Origin of the sequence: Streptomyces cyanogenus (assembly GCF_017526105.1) — a bacterium.
In the GTDB taxonomy this organism is placed as follows: Bacteria; Actinomycetota; Actinomycetes; order Streptomycetales; family Streptomycetaceae; genus Streptomyces; species Streptomyces cyanogenus.
Genome location: NZ_CP071839.1, coordinates 7733748 through 7760687, shown reverse-complemented (window position 1 = coordinate 7760687; position 26940 = coordinate 7733748). Strand labels below are relative to the sequence as shown.

The following is a 26940-nucleotide window of genomic DNA, read 5'->3' as shown; positions in this document are numbered from 1 at the left end:
GCGCTACCCCGAGCAATCCCCTTCGGCGCCGGCACCACTCAACGAACGAGGACCCCATGGGATTCAAGTACCCGGTCTCCAGGCCCAGCATGAAGGGGCGCGAACTGGAGTACGTCACCGACGCGGTCACCAGCGGATGGATCTCCGCGCAGGGACCCTACATTCCGCGATTCGAGCAGGCGTTCGCCCGATACAACGGGGTCGAGCACGCCGTCGCCTGTTCGTCGGGCACCACGGCACTGACCCTGGCGCTGCGGGCGCTGGGCATCGGGCCGGGCGACGAGGTGCTGGTTCCGGAGTTCACCATGGTCGCAACGGCCTGGGCGGTGTCGTACACGGGTGCCACGCCCGTGTTCGTGGACTGCGGCGACGACCTGAACATCGACGTCACGCTGATCGAGGACAAGATCACTCCGCGGACCAGGGCCATCATGCCGGTGCACGTCTACGGCAGGCGGTGCGACATGGACGCGATCATGAAGATCGCCTTCGAGTACAACCTCCGGGTGGTCGAGGACTCCGCCGAGGCGCACGGCATCCGCCCGGTCGGGGACATCGCGTGTTTCTCGCTGTTCGCGAACAAGATCATTTCCTCGGGCGAGGGCGGGGTGTGCGTCACCGACGACCCCCGTCTGGCCGCCCAGATGGAGCACTTGCGGGGCATGGCGTTCAGCCGGGAGCACAACTTCCTGCACAAGAAGCTCGCCTACAACTTCCGGATGACCAATCTGCAGGCCGCCGTCGCCCTGGCACAGACCGAGCGGATCGACGAGATCCTCGCGGCACGGGCGCGCATCGAAGCGCTCTACGACCGCGAGCTCTCCGGCGTCGACGGCATCACACTGATGCCGTCACGGCAGGTGCTGTGGATGTACGACGTGCTGGCCCGGGACCGCGACGAGCTCATGGAGTTCCTCACGGAGAACGGCATCGAGACCCGCTACTTCTTCCAGCCGATGAGCAGGCAGCCGATGTACCGCGACCCGGTGTGGCCTTCGCTCAGAGCCACCCGGTTCGCGCAGGAGGGCCTCTACCTGCCGACCTACACCGATCTGAGCCCCGAGGACCAGGACTTCATCGTCGGCCGGGTCCGCAAGTTCTACGGTGCCGGCTGACCGGCGCCCCGATCCCGATGGGACGTGTACCCATGACGCTTTCCGAACCCGAGGCGACGGAGTTCCCGGTACGGTTACCCGGCGAGTCCTTCCCGCCCCTTCAGTACGCCGACTTCCGCGAGCAGCCCGGTCTGATCCGCTCGACGCTGCCGACGGGCAGCCCGGTGTGGCTGGTGTCGCGGTACGAGGACGTGCGCACCGTGCTGACCGACCGCCGGATCAGCTCCGATCCCGCGCGCGAGGGCTTTCCCAACGTCGCCAGGACCGGCGGCGTGCCGACGCGGGATCAGATTCCCGGCTGGTTCGTCGGCATCGACCCTCCGGAGCACGACAGGTTCCGCAAGGCGCTGATCCCCGAGTTCAGCGTGCGGCGCATCCGGCAGTGGCGGCCCCTCATCCAGGAGACCGTGGACCGCTGCGTCGACCACCTGCTCTCCCTCGGCGACTCCGCCGATCTGGTCTCCGAGTTCGCGCTGCCAGTTCCCTCACTGGTGATCTCGACGATGTTGGGCGTGCCGTTCGTGGACCGGGAGTTCTTCGAGTCGCGCACCAAAACGCTGGTGAACCTGAAGACCACCACCGAGGACGAGCGGGGCGTGGCCGTCCAGGAGCTGCTGCGGTACATCGGAAGGCTCATCAAGGTCAAGCAGAGGCGGGCGGGTGACGACCTGATCTCCCGGCTGCTGGAGTCCGCGGTCCTGTCCCCGGAAGAGCTGACCGGGGTCGTCATGCTGCTGCTGATCGCCGGGCACGAGACCACCGCGAACAACATCGCACTCGGCGTGGTGACCCTGTTGTCGAACCCGCAGTGGATCGGCGACGACCGCGCAGTGGACGAGCTGCTGCGCTACCACTCGGTCGCGGACCTGGTCGCGCTGCGCGTGGCGGTGGAGGACGTGGAGATCGGCGGGCAGGTCGTCAGGGCCGGGGAGGGCATCATCCCGCTCATAGCCGGCGCCAACCACGACCTGAACAGCTTCGACCGGCCCGACGAGTTCGATCCGGGCCGGGCCGCGCGCCACCACGTCGCGTTCGGCTACGGGGTGCACCAGTGCCTCGGACAGAACCTGGTGCGTGCCGAGATGGAGATCGTCTACCAGACGCTGTTCCGCCGGGTGCCGACGCTCGCGGTCGACGCCGACGTCACCGCCCTGCCGTTCAAGTACGACGGCACCCTGTTCGGTCTGCACGAGTTGCCCGTCCGTTGGTGAACCAGAGGAGCGAAGTCATGAAGATCCATGTGGACAGGAGCCGGTGCGTCGGCGCGGGCCAGTGCGCGCTGACGGCGCCGGCGCTGTTCGACCAGGGCGACGACGACGGTCTGGTGGAGGTGCTCGACGCCGAGCCGGACGGCACGCAGGCCGCCGCCGCGGCGCTGGCGGCGCAGGTGTGCCCGTCCGGCACGATCACTCTGAGCCGCTAGGACGTCTTCCCTGCCGCGCAGCGTGCGCCCGCTTCCTGTTCGCGGGCGCACGCTGCGTCTTTGTGTGGTTGGCCGTCACAGCGTGGCCAGCCACTCCTTCATGACGGTCGCCGTGACGTTGGAGTCCCGCTGCGCCAAGGAGAAGTGGTCGGCGTCGATGGTGCGGACCGTCTCCGCGGGGACGAGCAGCTCCTGCTGCCCGTGCTCCACCCGTGTGTCGGGATCTCCGAGCAGGGGCACGCTGCACCGCACCAGCAGCGTCGGCGCGGTGGTCGGCGGAACTTCCAGGGCGGACATGCGGTTGAGGTAGTGCGCCATGGCCGACAGCCGGTTGCTGTCCACCGTCACGGTGGCCGAGTCCGTCTCGCCCATGAACCTCCTGGCCAGCTGCCGGTAGTCCACACTGTCCCCGTGCTCGTGCCGCAGGCTGAGCGTGTCGAGCATGATCACGCCGTCGGCGCGCACCCCCCACATGCTCTCCAGCAGCCCGGCCACCGCCAGGGCCAGCGCACCGCCCGACGAGTGGCCGACCAGCACGAACGGGTCCCCGTCGCTGGCGTGCAGCACACTCTCCGCGGCGGCCCGTGTGATGGCCCGGGACGAGCTGGGCAGGCACTCTCCGGCCGCGAACCCGACCAGTGGCAATGCCTGCACGCCACGGTCGCCGCGGAAGTGGGCGGCGAGACGGGCGTACTGGTGCGCGCCGCCGACGGACACCGGTGAGCTGATGCAGATCAGCCGTGGCTCGGCCGGCCCGTCCGCGAGGGTGACGGGCTGGGGCAGCTCCTCCAGCTCGGCCGGCGCCTCGAACAGCGGGCGGGTGAGGGCGACGGCCTTGAGCAACTCCCAGCCCTCGTCGACCTTGCCCGCCCGGACCGCGTCGAAGTACAGCGTGCCGACGGTGTCGCCGGACTGCCCAGGCGCGGCCGTCGGGGCCGGCCCGATGTGATCGGCGAGCCGGCCGCGCAGCCACCGGGCCAGCTCTGCGGGTGTCTTGTGGTCGAGTACGACCGTGCTGGGCAGCCGGAGACCGACCGTGCCGGCGAGCCGGTTGCGCAGCTCGACCGACATCAGCGAGTCGAAGCCGGCCTCCAGGAAGTCACGCTCCGGGTCCATGCCGCTCGCGTCGGCGTGGCCGAGCACGGCCGCCGCGTAGTCGACGATCAGCTCACACAGCACCGTGTGCTGGTCGGCGGCGGAGAGGCCGCTCAGCCGCTCGCGCAACGTCGCCGTGGACACCTCGGACGCGTCCGCGGCAGCCCGGCGGCGCGGTGCCCGCAGCAGGCCGCGCAGGATCGGGTGCGTGGCCGGTCCGCTCTTCACACCGGGCTTCACCGCCAGCGGCACCAGGAGCGCCTCGTCGGTGGCGGACGCGGCGTCGAACAGGGCCATGCCCTGTGCCACGGTGAGCGGCATCGAACCCGAGTTCGCCATCCGCCGCATCTCGGCCTGCGACAGCGCTCCCGTCATGCCGGCGTCCTGCGCCCACGCGCCCCACGCCAGCGACAGCGCGGGACGCCCGGCGGCTCGGCGCCGGGCCGCGATGGCGTCCAAAGCGGCATTGGCGGCCGCGTAGTTGCCCTGGCCGGCGCCACCCATCACGCCCGAGAGGGAGGAGTACAGCACGAACACGTCCACGTCGCCGACGAGTTCGTCGAGGTGCTGCGCCGCGTCCACCTTCGGCCGCAGCACGGCCGCCAGCCGGTCCGGCGTCAGCGTGCCGATCACGCCGTCGTCCAGCACACCCGCCGTGTGCACGACCGCCCGGACCGGGTGCTCGGCCAGGAGGGCGGCCACCGCATCGCGGTCGGTCATGTCACACGCCACCAGCGTGACGTCGGCGCCCTGCTCGGTGAGCCCGGCCGTCAGCTCCCGCGCGCCCGGGGCCTCCGGGCCGCGTCGGCTGACCAGCAGCAGCTTGCGCACGCCCCGTTCCGCGACGAGGTGCCGGGCCAGGGCGCTCCCGAGGCCGCCGGTGCCGCCGGTGATGAGGACCGTGCCGTCCGGGTCCCACGCCCGGGGCTCCGGCGCGCTGCCGAACCTCGCCAGCCGGGCGACGGCGGCCGCCCCGTCCGTGAGAACGGCCTGTGTCTCGTCCTCGTCCAGCAGGCCGGGCGCCGCGGCGACGAGCAGCCGGGACTCGTCCGTGTCGTCGACGTCGAGCAGCAGGAACCGACCAGGGTTCTCCGCCTGGGCCGCCCGCACGAGACCCCACACGCCGGCCGCGGACACGTCCGCACCGGTCACCGCACCGGAGGTGACCAGCACGAGCGGCACATCGTCGGCACGCTCGTCCGCCAGCCAGGACGTGAGCAGATCGAGTGCCGAAGTGGTGGCGTCCTGCACCGAACCGCCCGTGACTGGCGCGAGCACGAGGTCGGGCCGCGTGGCCAGCACCGCGTCGGCGGTGTCGCCGTGGCCGAGCACGTCGCAGCCCGCGCGCGCCAGCGCAGCACCGAGGCCGCAGGTGTCGGCGCCGAGCACCGCCCATCGCCTGCCCGGCACCGGGGCGACGTCGACCGGCGTCCAGTCGAGACGGAACAGCCAGTCCGACTCGGGCCGCACCGGCCCGGCGGCGACGGGCTCACGCAGCGCCAGCGACGCCACCGACACCACGGGACGGCCGGTCGGGTCGACCGCCCTGATGGAGACGGCGTCGCCGCCGAGCGAGCTGATCGCCACGCGCAGCAGCGCCGGCCCGGAGGCGTGCAGCGAGGCGCCCTCCCACGAGAACGGCGCCAGCACACGGCCGGCGGCGTCCGGCAGGAACGCCACCGCCTGCACCACCGAGTCGAGCAGTGCCGGGTGCACACCGAAGTCCGCGGCGTCCCCGATCGAATGCGGCAGCCCCACCTCGGCGTACACGGTGTCGCCGGCCCGCCGGACCTCGCGCAGGCACTGGAACGCCGGGCCGTAGCCGGAGCCGTCGTAGTGCGCGCTGATGTCGACGGATTCGGCGTCACGCTGCGGCCACTCCAAGGTCGCGCCGGTCACGCCGCGGGTCGTGAGGGTGCCGGTGGCATGGGGCAGCCAGGCGGCACCGATGGTGTCCTGGCGGGAGAACACGCCTACGCGGTGACGTCCCCGCTCGTCGGCGGCGGCGACCCGCACCTGCACCGCGACCGAACCGGTCTCGGGCAGGCCGAGCGGGGCCGCGATGGTCAGTTCCTCGACGGTGTCACAGCCGACCTCGTCGGCCGCGCGGAACGCCAACTCCGCGAAAGCGGTGGCCGGGAGCGCGACGGCGCCGGCCACGACGTGGTCCGCGAGCCACGGATGCGTGCGCAGCGACAGCCGTCCGGTCAGCACGGTGTCGCCGTCGGCGAGTTCGACGGCCGCGCCGAGCAGTGGGTGCGCGACCGAGCCGAGACCTGCCTCTGTGACGTCGGCCGCGGCGGAGCGGGCCTGTGGCCAGTAGCGGACGTTCTGGAAGGGGTAGGTCGGTAGATCGACCGGCCGCGCCGGCGGCAGCACCGTACCCAGATCGACGGCGACGCCGCGGGTGTGCAGGGTGGCGAGCGCGGTGAGTGCCGACTCCTCCTCCGGACGGTCCGGCCGCAGCATCGGCACCGTGGCAGCGGTGTCGACCGTCGCTGCGATCATCGCGGACAGTGTGCCGTCGGGCCCAAGTTCCATGAACGTGGTCACACCGCCCTCGGCCATGGTGGTGACGGTCTCCAGGAACCGGACCGGCTCGCGGACGTGCCGCACCCAGTAGCCGGGGTCGGTCGGGGCGCCGGAGACCAGGCCGATCGTCGGCCGCGCGAACGTGACGTCGGCGACGGCGGCGGCGAAGCCGTCGAGCATCGGGTCCATCAGCGCCGAGTGGAACGCGTGCGACACCGACAGCCGCCTGTGTTTCCAGCCTCTTTCGGCCGCCACGGCGGCGACCCGCTCCACCGCTTCCGTGCCGCCCGCGACGACGGTCGCCGCCGGCCCGTTCACCGCCGCGACGGCCGCCCCCTCGCCGAGCACGGCGACCACGTCGGCCTCCGCCGCCGAAACGGCGAGCATCGCGCCGCCCTCCGGCAGCGCACCCATCAGTTCCGCCCGCGCGGTCACGAGGCGGCAGGCGTCGGGGAGCGACAACACACCCGCGACGTGCGCGGCGGTGATCTCCCCCAGCGAGTGCCCGCCCACGACGTCGGGTCGGACGCCCCACGACTCCACCAGCCGGTAGAGCGCCACCTCCAGCGCGAACAACGCCGGCTGCGACCAGCGGGTGAGGTCCAGCACCTCGGCGTCCCCGCCCCACATCACGTCGCGGACCTCGGTGCCCAGCTCCGTGACGACGGCGTCGAACGCCTCGGCGAAGACCGGGAAACGCTCGTACAGCTCGCGGCCCATGCCCAGGCGCTGCGAGCCCTGGCCGGTGAAGACGATCCCGATCCGCCCGCGCTGCACCGTGCCGGCCACGACGCCCTGCGCCGCGCCGCCGGCGGCCCACGCGGAGAGCGCGTCGGCCAGGTCGCGCCGGGTGCGGCCGGTCGCCACCACGCGGTGCTCGAACCGAGTCCGTGCGGCAAGCGCCGCCGCGACGTCCGCGGCGCACCAGTCCGGCTCCCGCCGGGCGCGCTCCACCAACGCGGTCACCTGATCACGTAGCGCGGCGGCGGTCTTCGCCGACAGCGCCCATGGAATCACCGAGGTCTCCGGCGCACTCTCCACGGGTTCCTGCGTGGGCGCCTGCTCCAGGATCGTGTGCGCGTTGGTGCCGCTCACGCCGAACGACGACACACCGGCGCGGCGCGGGCGTCCGGTCTCCGGCCACGGCGTGGCGACCGTCGCCAGCCGGACCGCGCCCTGCGTCCAGTCCACATGGGACGAGGGCGTGTCCACGTGCAGGGTCTGCGGGACCACGCCGTGCCGCATCGCCATGACCATCTTGATGACGCCGGCCGCGCCGGCCGCGGCCTGGGTGTGGCCGATGTTGGACTTCACGGAGCCGAGCAGCACCGGCCGCTCGCGGTCCTGGCCGTAGGTGGCGAGCAGGCTCTGCGCCTCGATCGGGTCGCCGAGCCTGGTGCCGGTCCCGTGCGCCTCGACCACGTCGACATCGCCGGCGGTCAGGCCGGCGCCGGCCAGCGCCTGCTGGATGACCCGCTGCTGGGACGGCCCGTTGGGGGCGGTGAAGCCATTGGAAGCGCCGTCCTGGTTGACGGCGGAGCCGCGCACCACCGCCCAGACGGGGTGGCCCAGCCGCTGAGCGTCGGACAGCTTCTCCACCACGAACATGCCGACGCCCTCGGACCAGCCGGTGCCGTCCGCGGCGTCCGCGAACGCCTTGCACCGCCCGTCCGACGCGAGCGCGCCCTGGCGGGTGAAGCCGGCGAACCGGAGTGCGGTCGACATCACGGTGACGCCGCCGGCCAGTGCGAGGTCGCACTCCCCGGCCCGTAGTGCCTGCGCCGCCAGGTGCAGTGCCACCAGTGACGACGAGCAGGCGGTGTCCACGGTGACCGCGGGTCCCTCCAGGCCGAACGTGTAGGAGAGGCGGCCGGCGATCGCGCTCGCCGCGATGCCCGTGCCGGCGTGCCCCTCCGCGTCCTCGACGGAGTCCAGCACCAGCGAGGCGTAGTCCTGCCCGTCGGTGCCGGCGAACACCGCGGTGCGGCTGCCGCGCAGCGACGCCGGGTCGATGCCGGCCCGCTCGAACGCCTCCCATGACGTCTGCAGCAGCAGCCGCTGCTGCGGGTCGAGCACCACGGCCTCACGCGGCGAGATGCCGAAGAAGGCCGCGTCGAATCCGGCGACGTCGTGCAGGAAGCCGCCGCGCAGGGTGGCGCTGTGGCCGGGACCCTCGCCCGAGAGCAGGTCCAGGTCCCAGCCGCGGTCGGTCGGGAAGGGCACGATCCCCTCGCGGCCGTCGGCGACCAGCTCCCACAGCTGCTCGGGGGTGGTGACGCCGCCGGGGAACCGACAGGCCATGCCCACGATCGCGACGGGCTCGTGGTGGCCGGACCGGGCCTCTTCCAGTCGGCGCCGGGTCCGGTGCAGATCGGCCGTCACCCATTTCAGGTACTCGACCAGCTTGGTGTCGTCCGCCATCGCAAATGGCTACCTTTCGGTGCGGAATGTGGGGAGTTCAGCGGTCGTTGATCCGGCCGAGCTCGTGGTCGATGAAGGCGAGGATCTCGTCGGCGCTGGCCGAGGAGATCTGTTCCGTGACGGCCTCGGCGTCGGGCGTCGGTTCGACGCCGGCCCACTGCGCCGCGAGGCTCCGCAGCCGGGCCGTGATGCCGGCGCGTGTGATCGGGTCGGGGTCGGCGCCCGCCAGCGCGGACTCCAGCCGGTCCAGTTCCGCCAGCGGGTTCGCGGCCTGGGCCTTGGCGGTCGCCGCGCCGCTGAGCCGGGACAGCAGGTGGTCCGCGAGCGCGGCGGGCGTCGGGTAGTCGAACACCAGGGTCGCGGACATCCGCAGCCCGGTGGCCGTCGCGAGCCGGTTGCGCAGCTCCACGGCGGTCAGCGAGTCCATGCCGAGGTCGCGGAACTCGCGGTCATCGGCGACGCCGTCCGTGGAGTCGTGCGCCAGCACCGCCGCCACCTCGGCACGCACCAGGTCCAGGGCGAACCGCGAGCGCGCCTGCTCGTCCAGGCCTGCGAGCCGCGCCGTGACCGGCGCCGCCGGGGCCGCATCGGCCGACGGGCGCCGACGGCGCGTGCGCACGAGGTCGCGCAGCAACGGATGGGGGGCGCCGACGCCGGCGCCGGGGCGTACCGCCAGCGGCACCAGCACCGGCTCGTCGGTGGCGACGGCCGCGTCGAAGAGCGCCATGCCCTGCGCCACCGTGAGCGGCGCGGAGCCGGAATCCGCCATGCGCCTGAGGTCGGCCTCGGTCAGCGCACCGGTCATGCCGGCGTCCTGCGTCCACGGGCCCCACGCCAGCGACAGCGCGGTCCGACCGTCCGCATGGCGCTCGCGGGCGAGCGCGTCGAGGGCGGCGTTCGCGGCGGAGTAGTTGCCCTGGCCGGGGCTGCCGAGCGTACCCGCGACGGAGGAGAACAGGACGAACGCGTCCAGGTCCTCCGTCAGCTCGTGCAGGTGCCGTGCGGCGTCCACCTTGGGCCGTAGCACGCCGTCGAGCCGCTCCGGGGTGAGCGTGGTGACGAGGCCGTCGTCCAGCAGACCCGCGGCATGCACCACGGTGGTGACCCTGCGCCCCTCGAGCACGGCGGCCAGGGCGTCGCGGTCCGCGACATCGCAGGCGACGATGTCGACGTGCGCGCCGTGACCGGACAGCTCGGCCGCCAGCTCGCCCGCGCCGGGCGCCCGGAGGCCGCGCCTGCTGAGGAGCAGCAGCTTGCGCACGCCGTGCTCCGCGACGAGGTGCCGGGCCAGCTGCGCGCCGAGGCCGCCGGTGCCGCCGGTGACGAGCACCGTGCCGTCGGGGTGCCACTCGGACGGCCGCTCCGCGCCCGCGAACCGGGCCAGTCGGCCGACCTTCACGGTGCCGCCCTCGATGACGGCTTGGGTCTCCCCCGCCGCCACCAGTTCCGGTGCCACCGCGAGCAGCGGCCACTCATCGGCAGCGGCGTCGAGCAGCAGGAAGCGTCCCGGGTGCTCGGCCTGTGCGGTCCGCACCAGACCCCCCACGGCGGCGGCCGGAACGTCCGCGCCGGACACGGCGCCGTCGGTGACGAACACCAGCGGCACGTCCTCGGCGCGCCGGTCGGCGAGCCACTCCTGGACCAGGCCGAGCGCCCGCGTCGTCGCATCGAGCACGCCGGCGCCCGTGACCGGCGCGAAGACCACGTCCGGTGCGGCGGCGAGCGCGGCGTCGACGGTGTCGTACCGCACCGCGCCGGCGAGTCCGCCCGAGTCCGCGCCGAGCACCGCGAAAGCCCCGGTCACCGGCCGGACGGCCAACGGTGTCCAGTCGACGCGGAACAGCCAGTCGGGGCGCCGCGCCGTGTCCTCCTCCGACGGCGCACGCAGCATCAGCCTGCCCACGGTCACCACCGGCCGGCCCGCGCCGTCCACCGCCTCGATGCCGACGGCCCCCTGGCCGCCGCGGGTGAGCCGAACGCGCAGCCTTGTCGCGCCCGTGCGATGCAGGGCCACGTCCTCCCACGAGAACGGCAGTACGCCACGGCCGCCGTCCGGGGACTCGACCCAGCCGACGGCATGCAGCACGGCGTCCAGCAGCGCCGGGTGCATGCCCATCCGGTCCGCACCACGGGCCGTGGCCGGCAGTGCCACCTCCGCGAACGCCTCGCCGTCCCGCCGCCACACCGCGCGCAGGCCCTGGAAGGCCGGCCCGTAGTCACCGCCGTCGTAGAAGCCGGCCAGGTCGACCTGATCGGTGCCGGGCGGCGGCCACGCCGACGTGAAGTCGGTGCCGGCGTCAGGGCTTCCGGTCCCGAGCCTGCCCGCGGCGTGCTGGAGCCATTCGCCGGCGTGCTCGGCGTCGCGGGAGTAGATGCCCACCGGCCGGCGGCCGTCCTCGTCGGCCGCGCCCACCCGCACCTGGACGGCGACGGCGCCGTGCCGGGGCAGCTCCAACGGCACCGACAGCGTCAGCTCCTCGACGAGATCCGCGCCGACCTCGTCGGCGGCGCGCAGCGCCAGCTCCGCGAAGCCTGTGCCGGGGAACAGGATCCGGCCCAGGATGACGTGGTCCGCCAGCCACGGCTGGGTGGCCGGCGAGAGCCGGCCGGTGAGCACCACACCGCCGTCGCCGGCCAGTTCCACGGACGAACCGAGCAGCGCGTGGCCCAGCGCCGACTGCCCGACCGACGCGACGTCGCCGCCCACACCGCCGTCCGGCCAGAACCGGGAGCGCTGGAACGCATACGTGGGCAGCTCCACCGGACGTGTCCCGAGGGGCGCGAAGAACGCGTCCCACGCGACGTGCGCGCCGCGTGCGGACAGTCTCGCGAGCGCGCTCACCACGGTGGTCTCCTCGTCGCGGCCCGCACGCAGCACGGGGATGGCGGTGACGGGATCCGGCGCGGTGTCCTGCACCATCGCGCACAGCGTTGCGTCGGGTCCCAGTTCCAGGAAGGTCGTCGCCCCGGCGGCGAGCAGCGCGCGCACGGCGTCGGCGAACCGGACCGGTCGTCGCACGTGCGCCACCCAGTAGGCGGCGTCCTGGATCTGCGCCGCCTCCGCGACGCTGCCGGTCACGGACGACACCAGCGGGATCCGCGCGTCGCCGAACTCGATGTCCGCGATGGCGTCGGCGAAGTCGCTCAGCATCGGGTCCATGCGCGCCGAGTGGAAGGCGTGCGACACCGCGAGCCGCTTGTGCTTCCACCCGCGCTCGTCGGCCGCGCCGGCGACCCGCTCGACCGCGTCCTCGGCGCCGGCGACGATCACCGCCGTCGGGCCGTTGACCGCCGCCACCGACACCGCTGCGTCCAGCAGCGGCTCGACCTCCTCCTCGGTCGCCGCCACGGCGAGCATCGCGCCGCCGTCCGGCAGCGCACCCATCAGCACGGCGCGGGCGGCGACCAGCCGGCACGCGTCGGCGAGGCTCAGCACCCCGGACACGTGCGCGGCGGTGATCTCACCGAGCGAGTGGCCGGCGACGAGGTCGGCCTGCACGCCCCAGGACTCGACGAGCCGGTGGAGCGCCACTCCTACGGCGAACAGGGCGGGCTGCGACCAGTTCGTGCTGTTCAGGCTGTCGGCGTCGGTACCCCAGAGGACGTCACGGACCGAGCCGGGCAGATGCCGGTCCAGCTCGGCGGCGACCTCGTCGAAGGCCCTGGCGAACGCCGGGAACCGGGCGTGCAGTTCACGGCCCATGCCGAGCCGCTGCGCGCCCTGGCCGGTGAACAGCACGGCCAGCTTCCCGGTCCGCGCGGCTGTGTCCGACACCACGCCCGGCGCGGGGTCGCCCGACGCCCACGCCGACAGCGCCGCCGCGAGGTCCGTGGTGTCACGGCCGACGGCGGCCACACGGTGTTCGTGGGCGGTACGGCCGGTGGCCAGCGTGGCGGCCACGTCGGCGGCGCTCGTCGTCGCCCCGACGTTCGCGACCAGCCGCGCGACCTGGTCCCGCAGTGCGGGCAGCGTCCGACCGGACACGACCCACGGCACCACCGCGTCGCACACCGGGCCATGCTCGGCCGGCGCCGGCTCGGGCGCCTGCTCCAGGACGGTGTGCGCGTTGGTGCCGGAGATGCCGAACGACGACACGGCGGCACGGCGGGGCCGTCCCGTCTCCGGCCAAGGCACTTCCTCGGTCAGCAGCTCGACCGAGCCCGCCGACCAGTCCACGTGCGATGACGGATTGCGCGCGTGCAGGGTGCGCGGGAGCACGCCGTGCCGCATCGCCTCGACCATTTTGATCACGCCTGCGACGCCCGCGGCGGCCTGCGTGTGCCCGATGTTCGACTTCACGGAGCCCAGCAGCAGCGGGCGTTCCCGGTCGCGGCCGTAGGTCGCCAGCAGTGCCTGCGCCTCGATCGGGTCGCCCAGTGCGGTGCCCGTGCCGTGCGCCTCCACGGCGTCGACGTCGTTCTCGGTGAGCCGGGCGTTGGCCAGCGCCGCGCGGATCACGCGCTGCTGCGACGGCCCGCTCGGGGCGGTGAAGCCGTTGGACGCGCCGTCCTGGTTGACGGCCGAGCCGCGCACCACCGCGAGCACCGGGTGGTTGTTGCGGCGGGCGTCGGACAGCCGCTCCAGCAGCAGCATGCCGGCGCCCTCGGCCCAGCCGGTGCCGTCGGCCTCGTCGGCGAACGCCTTGCAGCGCCCGTTCGAGGCGAGGCCGCCCTGCTTGGAGAACTCCACCAGCGCGCCCGGCGTGCTCATCACGTTCACACCGCCGGCCAGCGCCAGCGTGCACTCGCCGGCGCGCAGCGCCTGCGCCGCCCAGTGCAGTGCCACCAGCGACGACGAACACGCCGTGTCCACCGTGATCGCCGGCCCCTCGAGGCCCAGCGTGTAGGAGAGCCGGCCGGACATCGCGCTGGCAGCTATGCCGGTGCCCACCTCACCCGTGCTCTCCGCGGGAGAGCGCACCATCAGGTACGCGTAGTCCTGGCCGTTGGTACCGACGAACACGCCGGTCCGGCTGCCGCGCAGCGACGCCGGGTCGACGCCGGCTCGTTCCACCGCCTCCCACGAGGTCTCCAGCAGCAGCCGCTGCTGCGGGTCCATCGCCAGCGCCTCGCGCGGTGATATGCCGAAGAAGGCGGCGTCGAAGTCGGCGGCATCCGGGAGGAACCCGCCGAGCAGCGTGGTGTCGCCGCCCGCCAGTTCCCCGATGTCCCAGCCGCGGTCGGCGGGGACCGGCGTGATGGCGTCGTCGCCGTCAGCGACGAGCCGCCACAGGTCCTCGGGCGACGTGACGCCGCCCGGGAACCGGCACGCCATACCGACGATCGCGATCGGCTCGGTGGTGGCGGAGACCAGCCGCTGGTTCTGGCTGCGCAGCCGCTCGGTCTCCTTCACGGCCGCCCGCAACGCCTCGACCACCTTGTCGGTGCTGTCCTTGGGTGTAGACACCGGATCTTCCCTCCCTCAGTCGACCGTCAGGTCGGACGAGCCGTCCAGCGCGGCTCGGACCAGGTCGTCCACGGTCATGTCGTCGACGTCCACCTGCTTGGCGGCGTCGTCCGGCTCGCCGCGGCCGGTCAGTTGCAGCAGGGGTTCCAGCACGCCGATCTCGCGGAGCCGGGCGAGCGACACGGAGGCGAGCAGCGAACGGATGGCCACCTCGTCGCCGTCGGCCACGGCGCCGTCGGTCTCCTCGTCCAGCCCGAGTTCGTCGAGCAGGTACGCGGTCATCGCCGAGGGCGTCGGCTGGTCGAACACCAGCGTGGACGGCAGGGTCAGCCCGGTCGCGGCGGTGAGCTGGTTGCGCAACTCGACGCCGCTGAGCGAGTCGAAGCCCATGTCCCGGAACGCCCTGTCGGGTCCGACCAGTTCGGCGTCGGCGTGGCCGAGCACCGCGGACGCGCTGTCCTGCACCAGCCGCAGTACCTGCTCCCGGCGCCGCACCGGCGTCAGGCCGGCGAGCCGCGTCAGCAGCCGCGGCGCCTCCTCCTGCCGCCGCGCCGGGGTGTCGATGTCCTCGCCGCCGGGCAGTTCCTGGAGCAACGTCCACAGGCGGGACCCCGTGGCGCCGCGCAGGAACGCCGCGGTGCTCACTCGGGCCACCACCGCGGCCGCCACCGGCTCCGCGACGAGTTGCCGCAGCGCCATCACGGCCAGCGCCGGGTCCATCGTGCCGACGCCGGTGCGCTGCGCGCCCTCCTCGGCACGTGCGGTGGCGGCCATGCCGCCGCCGTCCCAGGCGCCCCACGCGATCGACGTGGCCGGGAGGCCCTTCGACCGGCGCTGCTCGGCCAGCGCGTCCAGCACGGCGTTCGCGGCGGCGTAGTTGGCCTGGCCGGGGTTGCCCACCGCGCCCGATGCCGACGAGAACAGCACGAATCCGGTCAGGTCGAGATCACGCGTCAGCTCGTCGAGCAGTAGCGCCGAGGTCACCTTGGCGCGGAACACGTCCTGGAAGCGGTCCGGCGTCAGGGCGTCGACGACGCCGTCGTCCAGCACGCCCGCCGTGTGCACGACCGCGGTCAGCGGGTGTTCGGCCGGGATACCGTCCAGCAGCGCGGCCAGGCCGGCCCGGTCGGCCACATCGCACGCCGCGACGGTGACCCGCGTGCCGAGGCCCTCCAGTTCCGCCCGCAGTTCGGCGGCACCCGGCGCGGCCTCTCCGCGACGGCCGGCGAGCAGCACGTGCGGCACTCCCTCCGCGGCGAGCGACCTGGCGACGTGCGCGGCCAGTGCTCCGGTGCCGCCGGTCACCAGGACCGTGCCGTCCGGCGTCCACAGGCGGTCCGGGTCGGCCGCCGACGCCGGCACGAGCCGGCGGCCGAACACCGCGCCCGGCCGCACCGCGACCTGGTTCTCACCGCCCTCGCCGGACAGCGCGCCCGGCAGCCGGGTCGCCGTGGCGCCGTCCAGAAGGGACGGCAGGTCCACGAGACCGCCCCAGCGGTCGGGGTGTTCGAGAGCCACGACGCGGCCGAGGCCCCACACCGCCGCCTGCACCGGCTGCGTCAACGGCTCGTCGGCGTCCACCGACACCGCGCCACGGGTCGCGCACCACAGCGGCGCGGTGATGCCGGCGTCGCCGAGGGCCTGCACGAGCGCGGTGGTCAGCAGCGCGCCGTTCGGTACGGCGCCGACGATCGTCTCGTCCAGCGCCAGCAGTGACAGGACGCCCGCGACCCGCGTGCCGTCCACGGCCTCACGCAGCCGTACGGCCACCCGCCCGCGATCGGTGTCGCCGATCTCGACCCGGACCGTGTCCGGGCCGAGCGCGCCGACCACGGTGTCCGCCCAGGCGTCGCCGACCCGGTCGGCCGGCAGCACCGCGAGCCACGTGCCCGTGACGGCGGTACGGCGTCCGGTGACGGGGCGCCAGGCGATCCGGTGCCGCCAGCTGTCCACCGTGGACTGCTCGTCCCTCGCGCGCCGCCAGTCGAGCAGTTTCGGCATGACCTTCGCCAGCGCCTCGCCGTCGACGTCGAGCATGGACTCCAGCGCTTCGAGGTCGGTGTCCTGGACGGCCGCCCAGAACCCGTCGTCGTCGCGTCGGCCGGCGGGGACGACCGTGGTCGCCGTGGTCTCCGGCCAGAACCTCTCGTGCTGGAAGGGGTAGGTGGGCAGCCCGATCCTTCGGGCGCCGGCGTACACGGCGGCCCAGTCGACGCGGACGCCCCGCGTGAACAGCGTGCCGAGTGCCGCGGCCAGCGCCGCGTCCTCGTCCCGGTCGCGGCGCAGCGAGGCCACCGCGACCGCTCCTGCGCCGTTCATCGCGATGGTGTCCTGGGTCATCGCGGTGAGCACACCGTCGGGGCCGATCTCCAGGAACGTCGTGACGCCGCGGGCCAGCAGGGTCCGCACGCCGTCGGCGAACCGGACCGCGTCGCGGACGTGCCGGACCCAGTACGCCGGGTCGGTGACGAGGTTCCCCGGCTCGACGACCACGCCGGTGAGCGTGGAGACCAGCCGGATCGTCGGAACGTGGTAGGTCACCTGGTGGGCGAGGCGCTCGAAGTCGGCGAGCATCGCGTCCATGTGCGGGGAGTGGAACGCGTGGCTGACGTTGAGCCGCCTGGTCCTGCGTCCCCGGCGCGCGAAGTGCGCGGCGACCGCGTCGGCCGCGTCGGCGTCACCGGCGATCACCACCGCCTCGGGGCCGTTCACGGCCGCGATGGACACGGCATCGGTGAGCAGCGGGATCACCTCGTCCTCGGACGCCTGCACGGAGACCATCGCGCCGCCGGTCGGCAGCGCCTCCATCAGCCGCCCGCGGGCAGCGACCAGCGCCGCCGCGTCGGCCAGCGAGAACACACCGGCCACGTGGGCCGCGGCCAGCTCGCCGACGGAGTGCCCGGCCAGGAAGTCGGGCTTGATGCCCCACGACTCCACCAGCCGGTACAGGGCCACCTCCAGCGCGAACAGCGCGGTCTGGGTGAACTCCGTGCGGTCGAGCGCGCCGTCCGTGCCGTCCCACATCACCTGACGCAGCGGCTGTGCCAGATGCGGGTCCAGCTCCGCGACGACCGCGTCGAACGCTTCGGCGAACACCGGGTACAGCTCGTACAGGCGACGGCCCATGCCGGCGCGCTGCGCGCCCTGCCCGGTGAACAGGAACGCCACTGCGCCGCTGCCGGCGCGATCCGTGCGCACGGCCGCCGACGGCGTGCCCTCGGCGAGGGCGGTGAGCCCGGCCCGCAGGGTGTCGACGTCGGCCGCGAGCACGGCGGCGCGCCGATCGAACATGCTGCGGGTGGTACCGAGGGACAGCCCCAGGTCCGGCAGCGAAGTGACGCCCGTGTCGAGCAGACGGCGGGCCTGATCGCGCAGTGCCGCACCGGTCACCGCGGAGAGGGGCAACGCCAGCACCCCGTGCGGTCGTCCGGAGGCGGTCTCGGTCACCGCCGGCGGCGCCTGTTCCAGGATCAGGTGCGCGTTGGTGCCGCTGGCGCCGAAGGACGACACCGCCGCGCGGCGAGCCCGGTCGGTCTCCGGCCAGGCCGTCGCCTCGGTGACGAGCCGCACCGCACCGGACGACCAGTCCACGTGCGAGGACGGCTCGCCGACGTGCAGGGTCCGTGGCAGCATGCCGTGCCGCATGGCCAGCACCATCTTGATGACACCGGCGACACCGGACGCGGCCTGGGTGTGGCCGATGTTCGACTTCACGGAACCGAGCAGCAGCGGGCGTTCCCGGTCGCGGCCGTACGTCGCCAGCAGCGCCTGCGCCTCGATGGGGTCACCCAGCTTGGTGCCGGTGCCGTGCGCCTCCACGGCGTCCACGTCGGACGGTGCCAGGCCGGCAGCGGCCAGCGCCCGGCGGATGACGCGTTGCTGCGCGGGGCCGCTCGGCGCGGTCAGGCCGTTGGACGCGCCGTCCTGGTTGATGGCGGAGCCGCGCAGGATCGCCAGCACCTCGTGGCCGTTGCGCCGGGCGTCGGACAGCCGCTCGAGAACGACCATGCCTACGCCCTCGGCCCAGCCGGTGCCGTCCGCCGCGTCGGAGAACGCCTTGCAGCGGCCGTCCGGCGACAGCGCGCCGAGGTCGGTGAACTCCACGAAGTTGACCGGCGTGGACATCACCGCCACGCCACCGGCCAGTGCCAGGTCCGTCTCGCCGGACCGCAGCGCCTGCGCCGCCAGATGCATCGCGACCAGCGACGACGAGCACGCCGTGTCCACCGAGACGGTCGGTCCCTCGAGGCCGAAGGTATAGGCGAGGCGGCCGGACAGCAGGCTCGCCGACTGCGCGGTCTGCCAGTCACGCCCCTCCGCAACGGGCCGGTAGTCGCCGCTGATGCCACCGACGTAGACGCCGGTGTCCGAGCCCCGCAGCCCGGCCGGGTCGACGCCGGCTCGCTCCAGCGCCTCCCACGCCGACTCCAGCACCAACCGCTGCTGCGGGTCCATGATGACCGCCTCGCGCGGTGAGATACCGAAGACCGCCGGGTCGAAGTCGGCCGCTTCGGCGAGGAATCCACCGGCGCGCGCCACCGAGCGCGGCCGGCCGACCGGTCCAGGCTCGAACAGCCCGGCCAGGTCCCAGCCGCGGTCCGTGGGCATGGGGCCGATGGCGTCGGTGCCCGCGGTGATCAGTTCCCACAGCTCCTCCGGCGACCCCACCCCACCCGGGTAGCGGCAGGCCATGCCGACGATGACCACCGGGTCGTCGTCGGCGGCCACGGCGCGCACCGGTGCGAGGTCCTCGGTCCGCTCGCCGAGCAGTTCGGCGAGCAGGTGGTCGGCCAGCACGGCCGGCGTCGGGTGGTCGAAGGCGAGGGTGGCCGGCAGCGGCAGCCCGGTCAGCTCGGTGAGCTGGTCGCGCAGGTCCACCGCGGTCAGCGAGTCGATGCCGAGGTCCTTGAACGGCAGGTCCGGATCGATCGCCGTGCCGCCCGCATGGCCGAGCACCGCGGCCACCCGGTCGCGGACCAGGGTGCGCACCTCAGGGGCGCGATCCTGTTCGGGCAGGGTGAGCAGGCTCTCGCGCAGACCGTGCACCGCCGGTTCCGCGACGGCGGCCTCCGGCAGCTCGGTGAACAGCCTGCTGGGCCGGGTTCGCGCGAAGGCGGGGGCGAAGGTCTCCCATGCCACGTCGGCGACCGTCACATCGACGGCGCCGCCGAGCACGCCGTCCAGGGCGGCGAGCGCCCGGCCGGGCTCCATGGCCGGCAGGCCGTTGAGGTGCAGGTGCCGGGCCATCCCGTCGCCCTCGCTGCCGGCCCAGGCGCCCCACGCCACCGCGACTCCGGCCAGGCCACGGGCCCGTCGCGCGGCGGCGACGGCCTCGCGCCGCGCGTCGGCGGCGGCCTGCCCGGCCCGGTCCCGCACGCCCCAGGTGCCGGCGACCGACCCGAACAGCACGAACGCGTCGAGCGGGGTGTCGTGCAGCAGTGCGGCGAGGTTGTCGGCTCCGGCGTCGCCGGTGACGAAGACCGTCGAGACGATGTGCTCGGCGAGCAGCGCGGCCAGCGCGTCCCGGTCCTCGGGGTCCACATCGGACGCCGTGACCGGGACGCCCAGGTCGCCGGGGTCGCTGCCGAGCAGCAGCAGGCCCGGCACCCGGCGGTCGGCCAACCAGCGCGCCGTGCGCGCACCTTCGGGGGTGTCCGCGCCGGTGACGAGCACCGTGCCGGTGGCGTTCCATTCCGCGGCGAGACCCGCGGCACGGACGAGCCGGCGGCCCAGCACGCCGTGATCGCGCACGGCGACGTTGTCCTCCGCTCCGCCGAGCGCCGACCTGACGTGCTCGACGGTGGTCGTCGTCACCGGGCCGGACAGGTCGAGCAGGCCACCCCAGCGGTCGGCGTGGTCGAGGGCCGCGACCCGGCCGGCGCCCCACAGCGCGGCGCGAGCGGGCACCGGTTGCTCACCGTCTACGACGGCGACGGCCCCGCGCGTCACGAGCCAGACCGGGAGCCCGGTTCCCCCGAACGCTGCCAGCAGCGCCTCGGGCCACGCCTCGTCGGGGACGTCGTCGCTGTCGGTGGCGGCGAGCAGGGACAGGATCCCGGCGAAACCGTCGGTGTCGGGGAGGTCCGCGCCCGGCACCACGGGCACCATGTCCAGCGCCGCCACGACGGAGGCCACGGTCTCGTCCGCCTGCCAGCCGGCCGGCACGAGTGCCAGCCAACGCCCGTCGCCGGGTTCCTGCCGGACGGGACGCCACGTGATGCGGTAGCGCAGGTCGGCCGTTGCCGCACGGTCACGGCGACGGCGACGCCACTGCGACAGCGCCGGCACCACCGCGGAGAGCTCAGTGCCTTGGAGCTCCAGGGCCGATGCCAGGGTGTCGAGGTCGGCACGCTCGACCGCCGCCCAGAACTCCGCGTCCACGGGATCGGCCGCGGTGACAGGCGCCGCCGTCGGCCAGAACCGCTCGCGTTGGAACGCGTAGGTGGGCAGGTCGATGGTGCGTGCGCCGCTGTCGGCGAAGTACGCCGTCCAGTCGATGTCGACGCCCTGCGTGTACAGGCGCGCCAGCGCCGTGACGACAGCGCGTTCCTCGCCGCGGTCGCGACGCAGCGCCGCCACGAGGGTGGCCTCGGCGCCGCGCGCCAGCACGGTCTCGGCCGCCATCGCGGACAGCACGCCGTCCGGGCCGAGTTCGAGCAGGGTCGTCACGCCCGCGTCGAGCAGCGTCGCCACGCCGTCGCCGAACCGCACCGCCTCTCGGACGTGCCGGACCCAGTACTCCGGCGTGGCCAGCTCGTCGCCGGCGATACCGCCGGACACGTTGGACACCACCGGAATCTGCGCCGGCGCGAAGGACAAGCCTTCGACCACGGAGCGGAACTCGGCCAGCATCGGGTCCATGAGCGGTGAGTGGAACGCGTGCGACACCCGCAGTTCACGGGACCGCGTGAACCGCGCCGCCACCGTGGCGACCGCCTCGGTCTCACCGGCGACCACAACGGCCCGCGGGCCGTTGACGGCCGCGACCACCGCACCGTCGACGAGTTCGGCGCGGACCTCGTCCTCGCCGGCCTCGATCGCCGTCATACCACCGCCGGCCGGCAGCGCGGCCATCAGCCGTGCCCGTGCCGAGACCAGTGCCGCCGCGTCGGCCAGCGTCAGCACACCGGCCACATGCGCCGCCGTGATCTCACCGACGGAGTGACCGGCGACGAAGCCGGGCTCGACGCCCCACGACTCCATCAGGCGGTACAGCGCCACTTCCACCGCGAACAGCGCCGGCTGCGTCCACCCGGTGCCGTCCAGGGCGTCGGCGTCCGAGCCCCACATCACGGCACGGACATCGGCTTCCAGCTCCGTGACCACCGCGTCGAACGCCTCCTGGAACACCGGGAACCGTGCGTACAGCTCACGCCCCATGCCCAGCCGCTGCGAACCCTGACCGGAGAACACGACCGCCAGTGCGCCGTCCCCGCGTGCCGTGCCGGTGACCGTCTCCACGACACCGTCGGGTGTGGACAGCAGCACCGCGCGGTGGGCGAGCTGGGCGCGGGTGCTGACCAGTGACCACGCCACGTCGACCCGCTCGTGGTCGGTGACGAAGGCTTCCAGCCGCCCGCGCTGCGCGTCCAGCGCCTCGCGGGTGCGCGCCGACACCGGCCACGGCAGGATCTCCGGGCTGACGCAGCGGGCGGCCGACTCCGCCTCCGGGGCCTGCTCGACGACCACGTGCGCGTTGGTACCGGAGATGCCGAAGGCCGACACTCCCGCCCGGCGCGGACGGCCGGTCTCCGGCCACGCGATCGAGTCGGTGACCAGTTCGACCGCGCCGGCCGACCAGTCGACGTGTGAGGACGGCGTGTCCGCGTGCAGGGTCGGCGGCACGATGCCGTGCTGCATCGCCATGACCATCTTGATGACAGCGGCTGCACCCGCAGCGGCCTGGGTGTGACCGATGTTCGACTTCACGGAGCCGAGCAGCAGCGGCGTCTCGCGGTCCCGGCCGTAGGTGGCCAGCAGTGCGTGCGCCTCGATCGGGTCGCCGAGCGAGGTGCCGGTGCCGTGCGCCTCCACCACGTCCACGTCCCTCATGGACAGACCGGCGTCGGCGAGCGCGGCGCGGATGACCCGCTGTTGCGACGGGCCGCTGGGCGCGGTCAGACCGTTGGACGCGCCGTCCTGGTTGATGGCGGTGCCGCGCACCAGGCCCAGCACGTGGTGGCCGTTGGCCCGCGCGTCGGACAGCCGCTCCAGCACCAGGACGCCGACGCCCTCGGCCCAGGCGGTGCCGTCCGCGTCGTCGGCGAACGACCGGCACCGACCGGTCGGCGAGAGGCCGCCCTGTGTGGTGAACTCCATGATCGAGTCCGGTGTGGACATCACGGACACGCCACCCGCCAGCACGAGCGAGCATTCGCCGGAGCGCAGCGCGCGCGTGCCCCAGTGCATCGACACCAGCGACGAAGAGCACGCCGTGTCGACGGTCACGGCCGGGCCCTCCAGACCCAGCGTGTACGACAGCCGGCCGGACAGGATGCTCGCCGTGTTGCCGGTGGCGGCATGGCCGCGCACATCCTCGGTGGCGGTCCGCAGGACGGTCAGGTAGTCCTGCCCGTTGGTGCCGACGAACACCCCGGTCTGCGAGCCGCGTAGTGCGGTGGGATCGATGCCGGCGCGCTCCACCGCCTCCCACGCCGTCTCCAGCAGCAGCCGCTGCTGCGGGTCCATCGCCAGGGCTTCGCGCGGCGAGATGCCGAAGAACGCCGCGTCGAAGTCGGCGACGCCATCGAGGAAACCGCCCTCCATGGTGGCCGACGCACCCGCCGCGAGGGCGGCCAGGTCCCAGCCTCGGTCCGTGGGGAACGCCCCGATGCCGTCCTGTCCGCCGGCGACGAGCTCCCACAACTCCTCGGGCGAGTTGACGCCGCCCGGGAAGCGGCAGGCCATGCCGACGACGGCGATCGGTTCGTCGTCCACGGGGCGCGTCGCGGCCACGGCCGCCGGCACCTCCGCGTTCCCGAGGATCTCGCCGAGCAGGAAGTCCACCAGATCCGTCGGCGTCGGATGGTCATAGACGAGTGAGGCGGGCAGTGTGGTGCCGGTCGCCGCGGCCAGACCGTTGCGCAACTCCAGCGTCGTCACCGAGTCGAAGCCCAGGTCTCGGAACGCGCGGTCGTGCTCGATCCGGCCGGTGTCGGAGTGCCCGAGCACGGCGGCGATCTGCGCCCGCACCAGCTCCAGCAGCACCTTCTTGCGGTCGCTCTCCTTGCGGCCCGACAGGTCCGCGCGCAGGCCGGCCCCTGACGGCCGCTCGACGGCCGGGCCCGTGCGCAGCGCCCTGACCGCCGGCAGGTCCTCGACCAGCCGGGTGGGCCGCATCAGCGTGAACGCGGGCACGAACGTCGCCCAGTCGACATCGGCGACGACCACCGCCACGTCGTCCAGCTCGACGGCCCGGCGCAGCGCTGCGACACCCGTCCGCGAACGCAGCGGCTCGAACCCGCCGCGCCGTACCCGGGCGGCCAGCCCGCCGTCGGCGACCATGCCCGCGTCGGCCCACGGGCCCCACGCGATCGAGGTCGCGACCCGGCCCTGCGCCCGCCGCCACGCGGCGAAGGCGTCCAGCCAGGCGTTCGCGGCGGCGTAGTTCGCCTGTCCCGGCGCGCCGATCGTGCCGGCGGTGGACGAGAACAGCACGAACGCGTCGAGTTCCAGCCCCGCGGTGAGCTCGTCCAGGTTCCGGGCCGCCGTCGCCTTGGCGTGCAGCACGGTCGCGAACGACTCCTGCGTGAGCGTGTCCAGCACGCCGTCGGCCAACACCCCTGCGCTGTGGAAGACAGCCGTGGGCGTCACGTCGGCGAGCAGCGCGGCCAGCGCCTCGCGGTCACCGGCGTCGCACGCGGCGACGGTGACCCGCGCGCCGAGCGCCTCCAGCTCCGTGGCGAGCTCCACGGCGCCGGGTGCGTCCGGACCGCGTCGGCTCGTCAGCACGAGGTGCTCGGCTCCGGCCCCGGCCAGCCAGCGCGCCAGGTGCGCGGCGATGCCGCCGGTACCGCCCGTGATGAGCACGGTGCCCCGCGGGCGGTACGGCCGGCCGGTGCCGGAGGCGGCGTGGGCGAGCCTGCGGGCGAACGCGCCCGCCGCGCGCACGACGGCCTGGTCCTCGCCGGCCCCGGCGAGGACTCCGCCGAGCCTCTGTGCGGTGACAGCGTCCAGTCGTGCCGGCAGGTCGACGAGACCGCCCCAGGTCGCGGGCTGCTCCAGTGCCGCCACCCGGCCGAGCCCCCACACCGCGGCCTGGGCGGGGTCGGGACTCTCCGTGCTGTCGACGGCGACGGCGTGCCGCGTGACGCACCACAAGGGCGCGGTGATCCCGGCATCGCCGAGCGCCTGCACGGCGACGGTGGTCAGGGCCAGGCCCGCGGGCACCTCGCCGTCGCCGGACGCGGCAGCCGACAGCAGCGACACCACGCCCGCGAAACCGCCCCCGGCGGCCTGGTCGCGCAGCGCGTCGGCGAGCGCGGCCCGGTCGGGCTCCGTGACGTCGAGCCGGACGGTGTCCGCCCCGGCGGCGACGAGACCGCCGATGACCGCGGTAACCCACTCCGAGTCGCCGGGCGCGAGCACCAGCCAGGTGCCGCCGAGCGACGGGGAGCCGCTGGGCATCGGCGCCCACACGACGCGGTAGCGCAGGGAGTCCACGGCGGACTCCTCGTCGCGGCGGCGACGCCAGGTCGACAGCGCCGGCACCATCGCCGAGACCGTGTCGGCGGGCAGACCGAGGGCGGTGGTGAGGGAGTCGACGTCGGCCTCCTCCACGGCCGCCCAGAACGTGGCGTCGACGGTGTCGCCGGGCCGCGGCGCCGCGTTGACGTCCTGCTCCGGCCAGAAGCGCTCGTGCTGGAACGCGTAGGTCGGCAGGTCGGTCCGGCGGGCGCCGGTGTCCGCGAAGAACGCCGTCCAGTCGACGGGGACGCCGTGCACGTTGAGGGCCGCGACGGCCGTGGCGAGGGCGGAGGTCTCGGAGCGGTCGCGCCGCTGCGACGCGACGACCACCACGCCGTCGTCGGGCAGGCTCTCCTGCGCCATGCCGGTCAGCACCGCGTCCGGGCCGAGCTCCAGGAAGGCGTGCACGCCGTGCCCGGCCAGCCATGTGACGCCGTCGGCGAACCGCACCGCGGCGCGCACGTGCCGCACCCAGTACTCGGGATCGCAGACCTGCCCGGCGGTGACCGGCTCGCCGGTCACGTTGGACAGGACGGGGATGCGCGGCGGCTGGTACGTCAGAGTCGCCGCGACCCGGCGGAAGTCGTCGAGTACCGCGTCCATGCGCGGCGAGTGGAAGGCATGGCTCACCCGCAGCCGCCGCGTACGGTACCCGTCGGCCTCGAAGCCCTCGGCCAGCGCAAGCACCACGTCCTCGTCGCCGGCGATCACCACGGACTCCGGACCGTTGATCGCGGCGATGGACACGCGCCGCTCGTCGAGGCGCGGCGCGACGATCGCCTCGGACGCCCGGACGGAGACCATCGCACCGCCCTCGGGCAGCGCCTGCATCAGCCGGCCGCGCGCGGCGACGAGCTTGGTGGCGTCGGCCAGCGACAGCACTCCGGCGACGTGCGCGGCGGCGAGCTCGCCGACCGAGTGGCCGGCGACGTGGTCCGGCCGCACACCCCAGGACTCCACGAGCCGGTAGAGGGCCACCTCCACCGCGAAGAGCGCCGGCTGGGTGTAGCCGGTGCGGTCCAGCTCGGTGGCGTCGTCCGCCCACATGACATCCCGCAGTGGACGGTCCAGCTCGTTGTCGAGGTGGAGCAGCACCTCGTCGAGGGCGTCGGCGAACACCGGGAAGCGCTCGTACAGTTCGCGGCCCATGCCGCTGCGCTGCGCGCCCTGGCCCGTGAAAAGCACGGCCAGGCCGCCCCGCTCCACCGAGCCACGCAGCACACCCGCGCCCGGCGCTCCGTCCCGCACTGCCGTCAGGCCGCTGCCCAGCTCCGCCAGGTCCGCCGCGACGACGGCGGCGCGCCGTTCGAACGCCGCGCGGCCGGTCGCCAGCGAGTACGCGAGGTCGGCCGGGTGCGTGTCGGGCCGCGTGCGCAGGAGGTCGAGCAGACGCCCGGCCTGCGCCCGCAGCGCGGCGTCGGTCCGGCCGGACAGGACGAACGGCAGCACGCCGTCGACGCGGGGCGTGACGGACTCCTGCGCGACCGGCGCCTGTTCCAGGATCGCGTGCGCGTTCGTGCCGCTGAGCCCGAACGACGACACGGCGGCGCGGCGCGGCCGGCCCGTCTCGGGCCACGGCACCTGCTCGCTCAGCAGGCTGATGGCATCGCTGGACCAGTCGACGTGCGTGGACGGCGTCTCCGCGTGCAGGGTCCGCGGCAGTACGCCCCGCTGCATGGCCAGCACGAGCTTGATCACGCTGGCCACGCCGGAGGCCATCTGGGTGTGGCCGATGTTGGACTTCACGGAGCCGAGAAGCAGCGGCCGCTCCGGGTCCCGCTCGCGGCCGTAGGTCCCGAACAGTGCCTGCACCTCGATCGGGTCACCGAGCGCGGTGCCGGTGCCGTGACCCTCGATCGCGTCCACCTCGGACGCCGTCAGCCGGGCGTTGGCCAGCGCCGCGCGGATGACCCGCTGCTGCGCGGGTCCGTTCGGCGCGGTCAGGCCGTTGGACGCGCCGTCCTGGTTCACCGCCGAGCCCTTGAGCACGGCGAGCACCTGGTGCCCGTTGGCCAGCGCGTCGGACAGCTTCTCCAGCAGGACCACGCCGACGCCCTCGGCGAGGGTCATGCCGTCGGCGTCGTCGGAGTACGCCTTGCAGCGCCCGTCCACGGCGAGCGCCCGCTGCCGGGAGAACCCGATGAACGCGCCCGGATTGGACATGACGCTCACGCCGCCGGCCAGCGCCAGTGCGCTCTCCCCGGTGCGCAGCGATTGCGCGGCGAGGTGGATCGCCACCAGCGACGACGAGCAGGCGGTGT

At 74.1% G+C, this 26940-nt stretch carries 5 protein-coding genes and 1 pseudogene (1 of these 6 cut by a window edge); 3 read left to right on the top strand and 3 right to left on the bottom strand.

Annotated elements, in window-relative coordinates:
- Nucleotides 1-56 precede the first annotated feature (56 nt).
- From S1361_RS34430 to S1361_RS34420, 3 genes are read left to right on the top strand one after another with little or no spacing between them, the layout of a single operon-like run.
- Nucleotides 57-1115, top strand: a complete 1059-nt coding sequence (locus S1361_RS34430) for a DegT/DnrJ/EryC1/StrS family aminotransferase (protein WP_208035754.1) — start codon at nt 57-59, stop codon at nt 1113-1115.
- Between the two features lie 32 nt (nt 1116-1147).
- Nucleotides 1148-2326 (top strand): cytochrome P450, encoded by a 1179-nt coding sequence (locus tag S1361_RS34425; protein WP_208035753.1) that lies wholly within the window; start codon nt 1148-1150, stop codon nt 2324-2326.
- A 17-nt stretch (nt 2327-2343) separates the two neighbouring features.
- A complete protein-coding gene (locus S1361_RS34420) occupies nt 2344-2538 on the top strand; it encodes a ferredoxin (protein ID WP_208035752.1) in 195 nt (64 codons plus the stop codon).
- 75 nt (nt 2539-2613) lie between these two features.
- Here S1361_RS34420 and S1361_RS34415 read toward each other — a convergent pair whose 3' ends face one another.
- From S1361_RS34415 to S1361_RS34405, 3 genes and pseudogenes are all read right to left on the bottom strand, one after another.
- Nucleotides 2614-8586, bottom strand: coding sequence for a type I polyketide synthase (locus tag S1361_RS34415; RefSeq protein ID WP_208035751.1), 5973 nt, complete (start codon nt 8584-8586; stop codon nt 2614-2616).
- Between the two features lie 37 nt (nt 8587-8623).
- Nucleotides 8624-13942 (bottom strand): annotated as a pseudogene (locus tag S1361_RS39570) (type I polyketide synthase); the annotation flags it as partial.
- 66 nt (nt 13943-14008) lie between these two features.
- Nucleotides 14009-26940, bottom strand: the final stretch of a protein-coding gene (locus S1361_RS34405) for a type I polyketide synthase (protein WP_243769404.1). The gene runs 14755 nt beyond the window's last position; the window shows 12932 of its 27687 coding nt (coding positions 14756-27687); its start codon lies beyond the right edge, outside the window; the stop codon is at nt 14009-14011.

Bases quoted from the DNA above. Each gene is read 5' to 3' on its own strand.
- S1361_RS34430 (WP_208035754.1), top strand. From the start codon at position 57: ATGGGATTCAAGTACCCGGTCTCCAGGCCCAGCATGAAGGGGCGCGAA.
- S1361_RS34425 (WP_208035753.1), top strand. From the start codon at position 1,148: ATGACGCTTTCCGAACCCGAGGCGACGGAGTTCCCGGTACGGTTACCC.
- S1361_RS34420 (WP_208035752.1), top strand. From the start codon at position 2,344: ATGAAGATCCATGTGGACAGGAGCCGGTGCGTCGGCGCGGGCCAGTGC.
- S1361_RS34415 (WP_208035751.1), bottom strand. From the start codon at position 8,586: ATGGCGGACGACACCAAGCTGGTCGAGTACCTGAAATGGGTGACGGCC.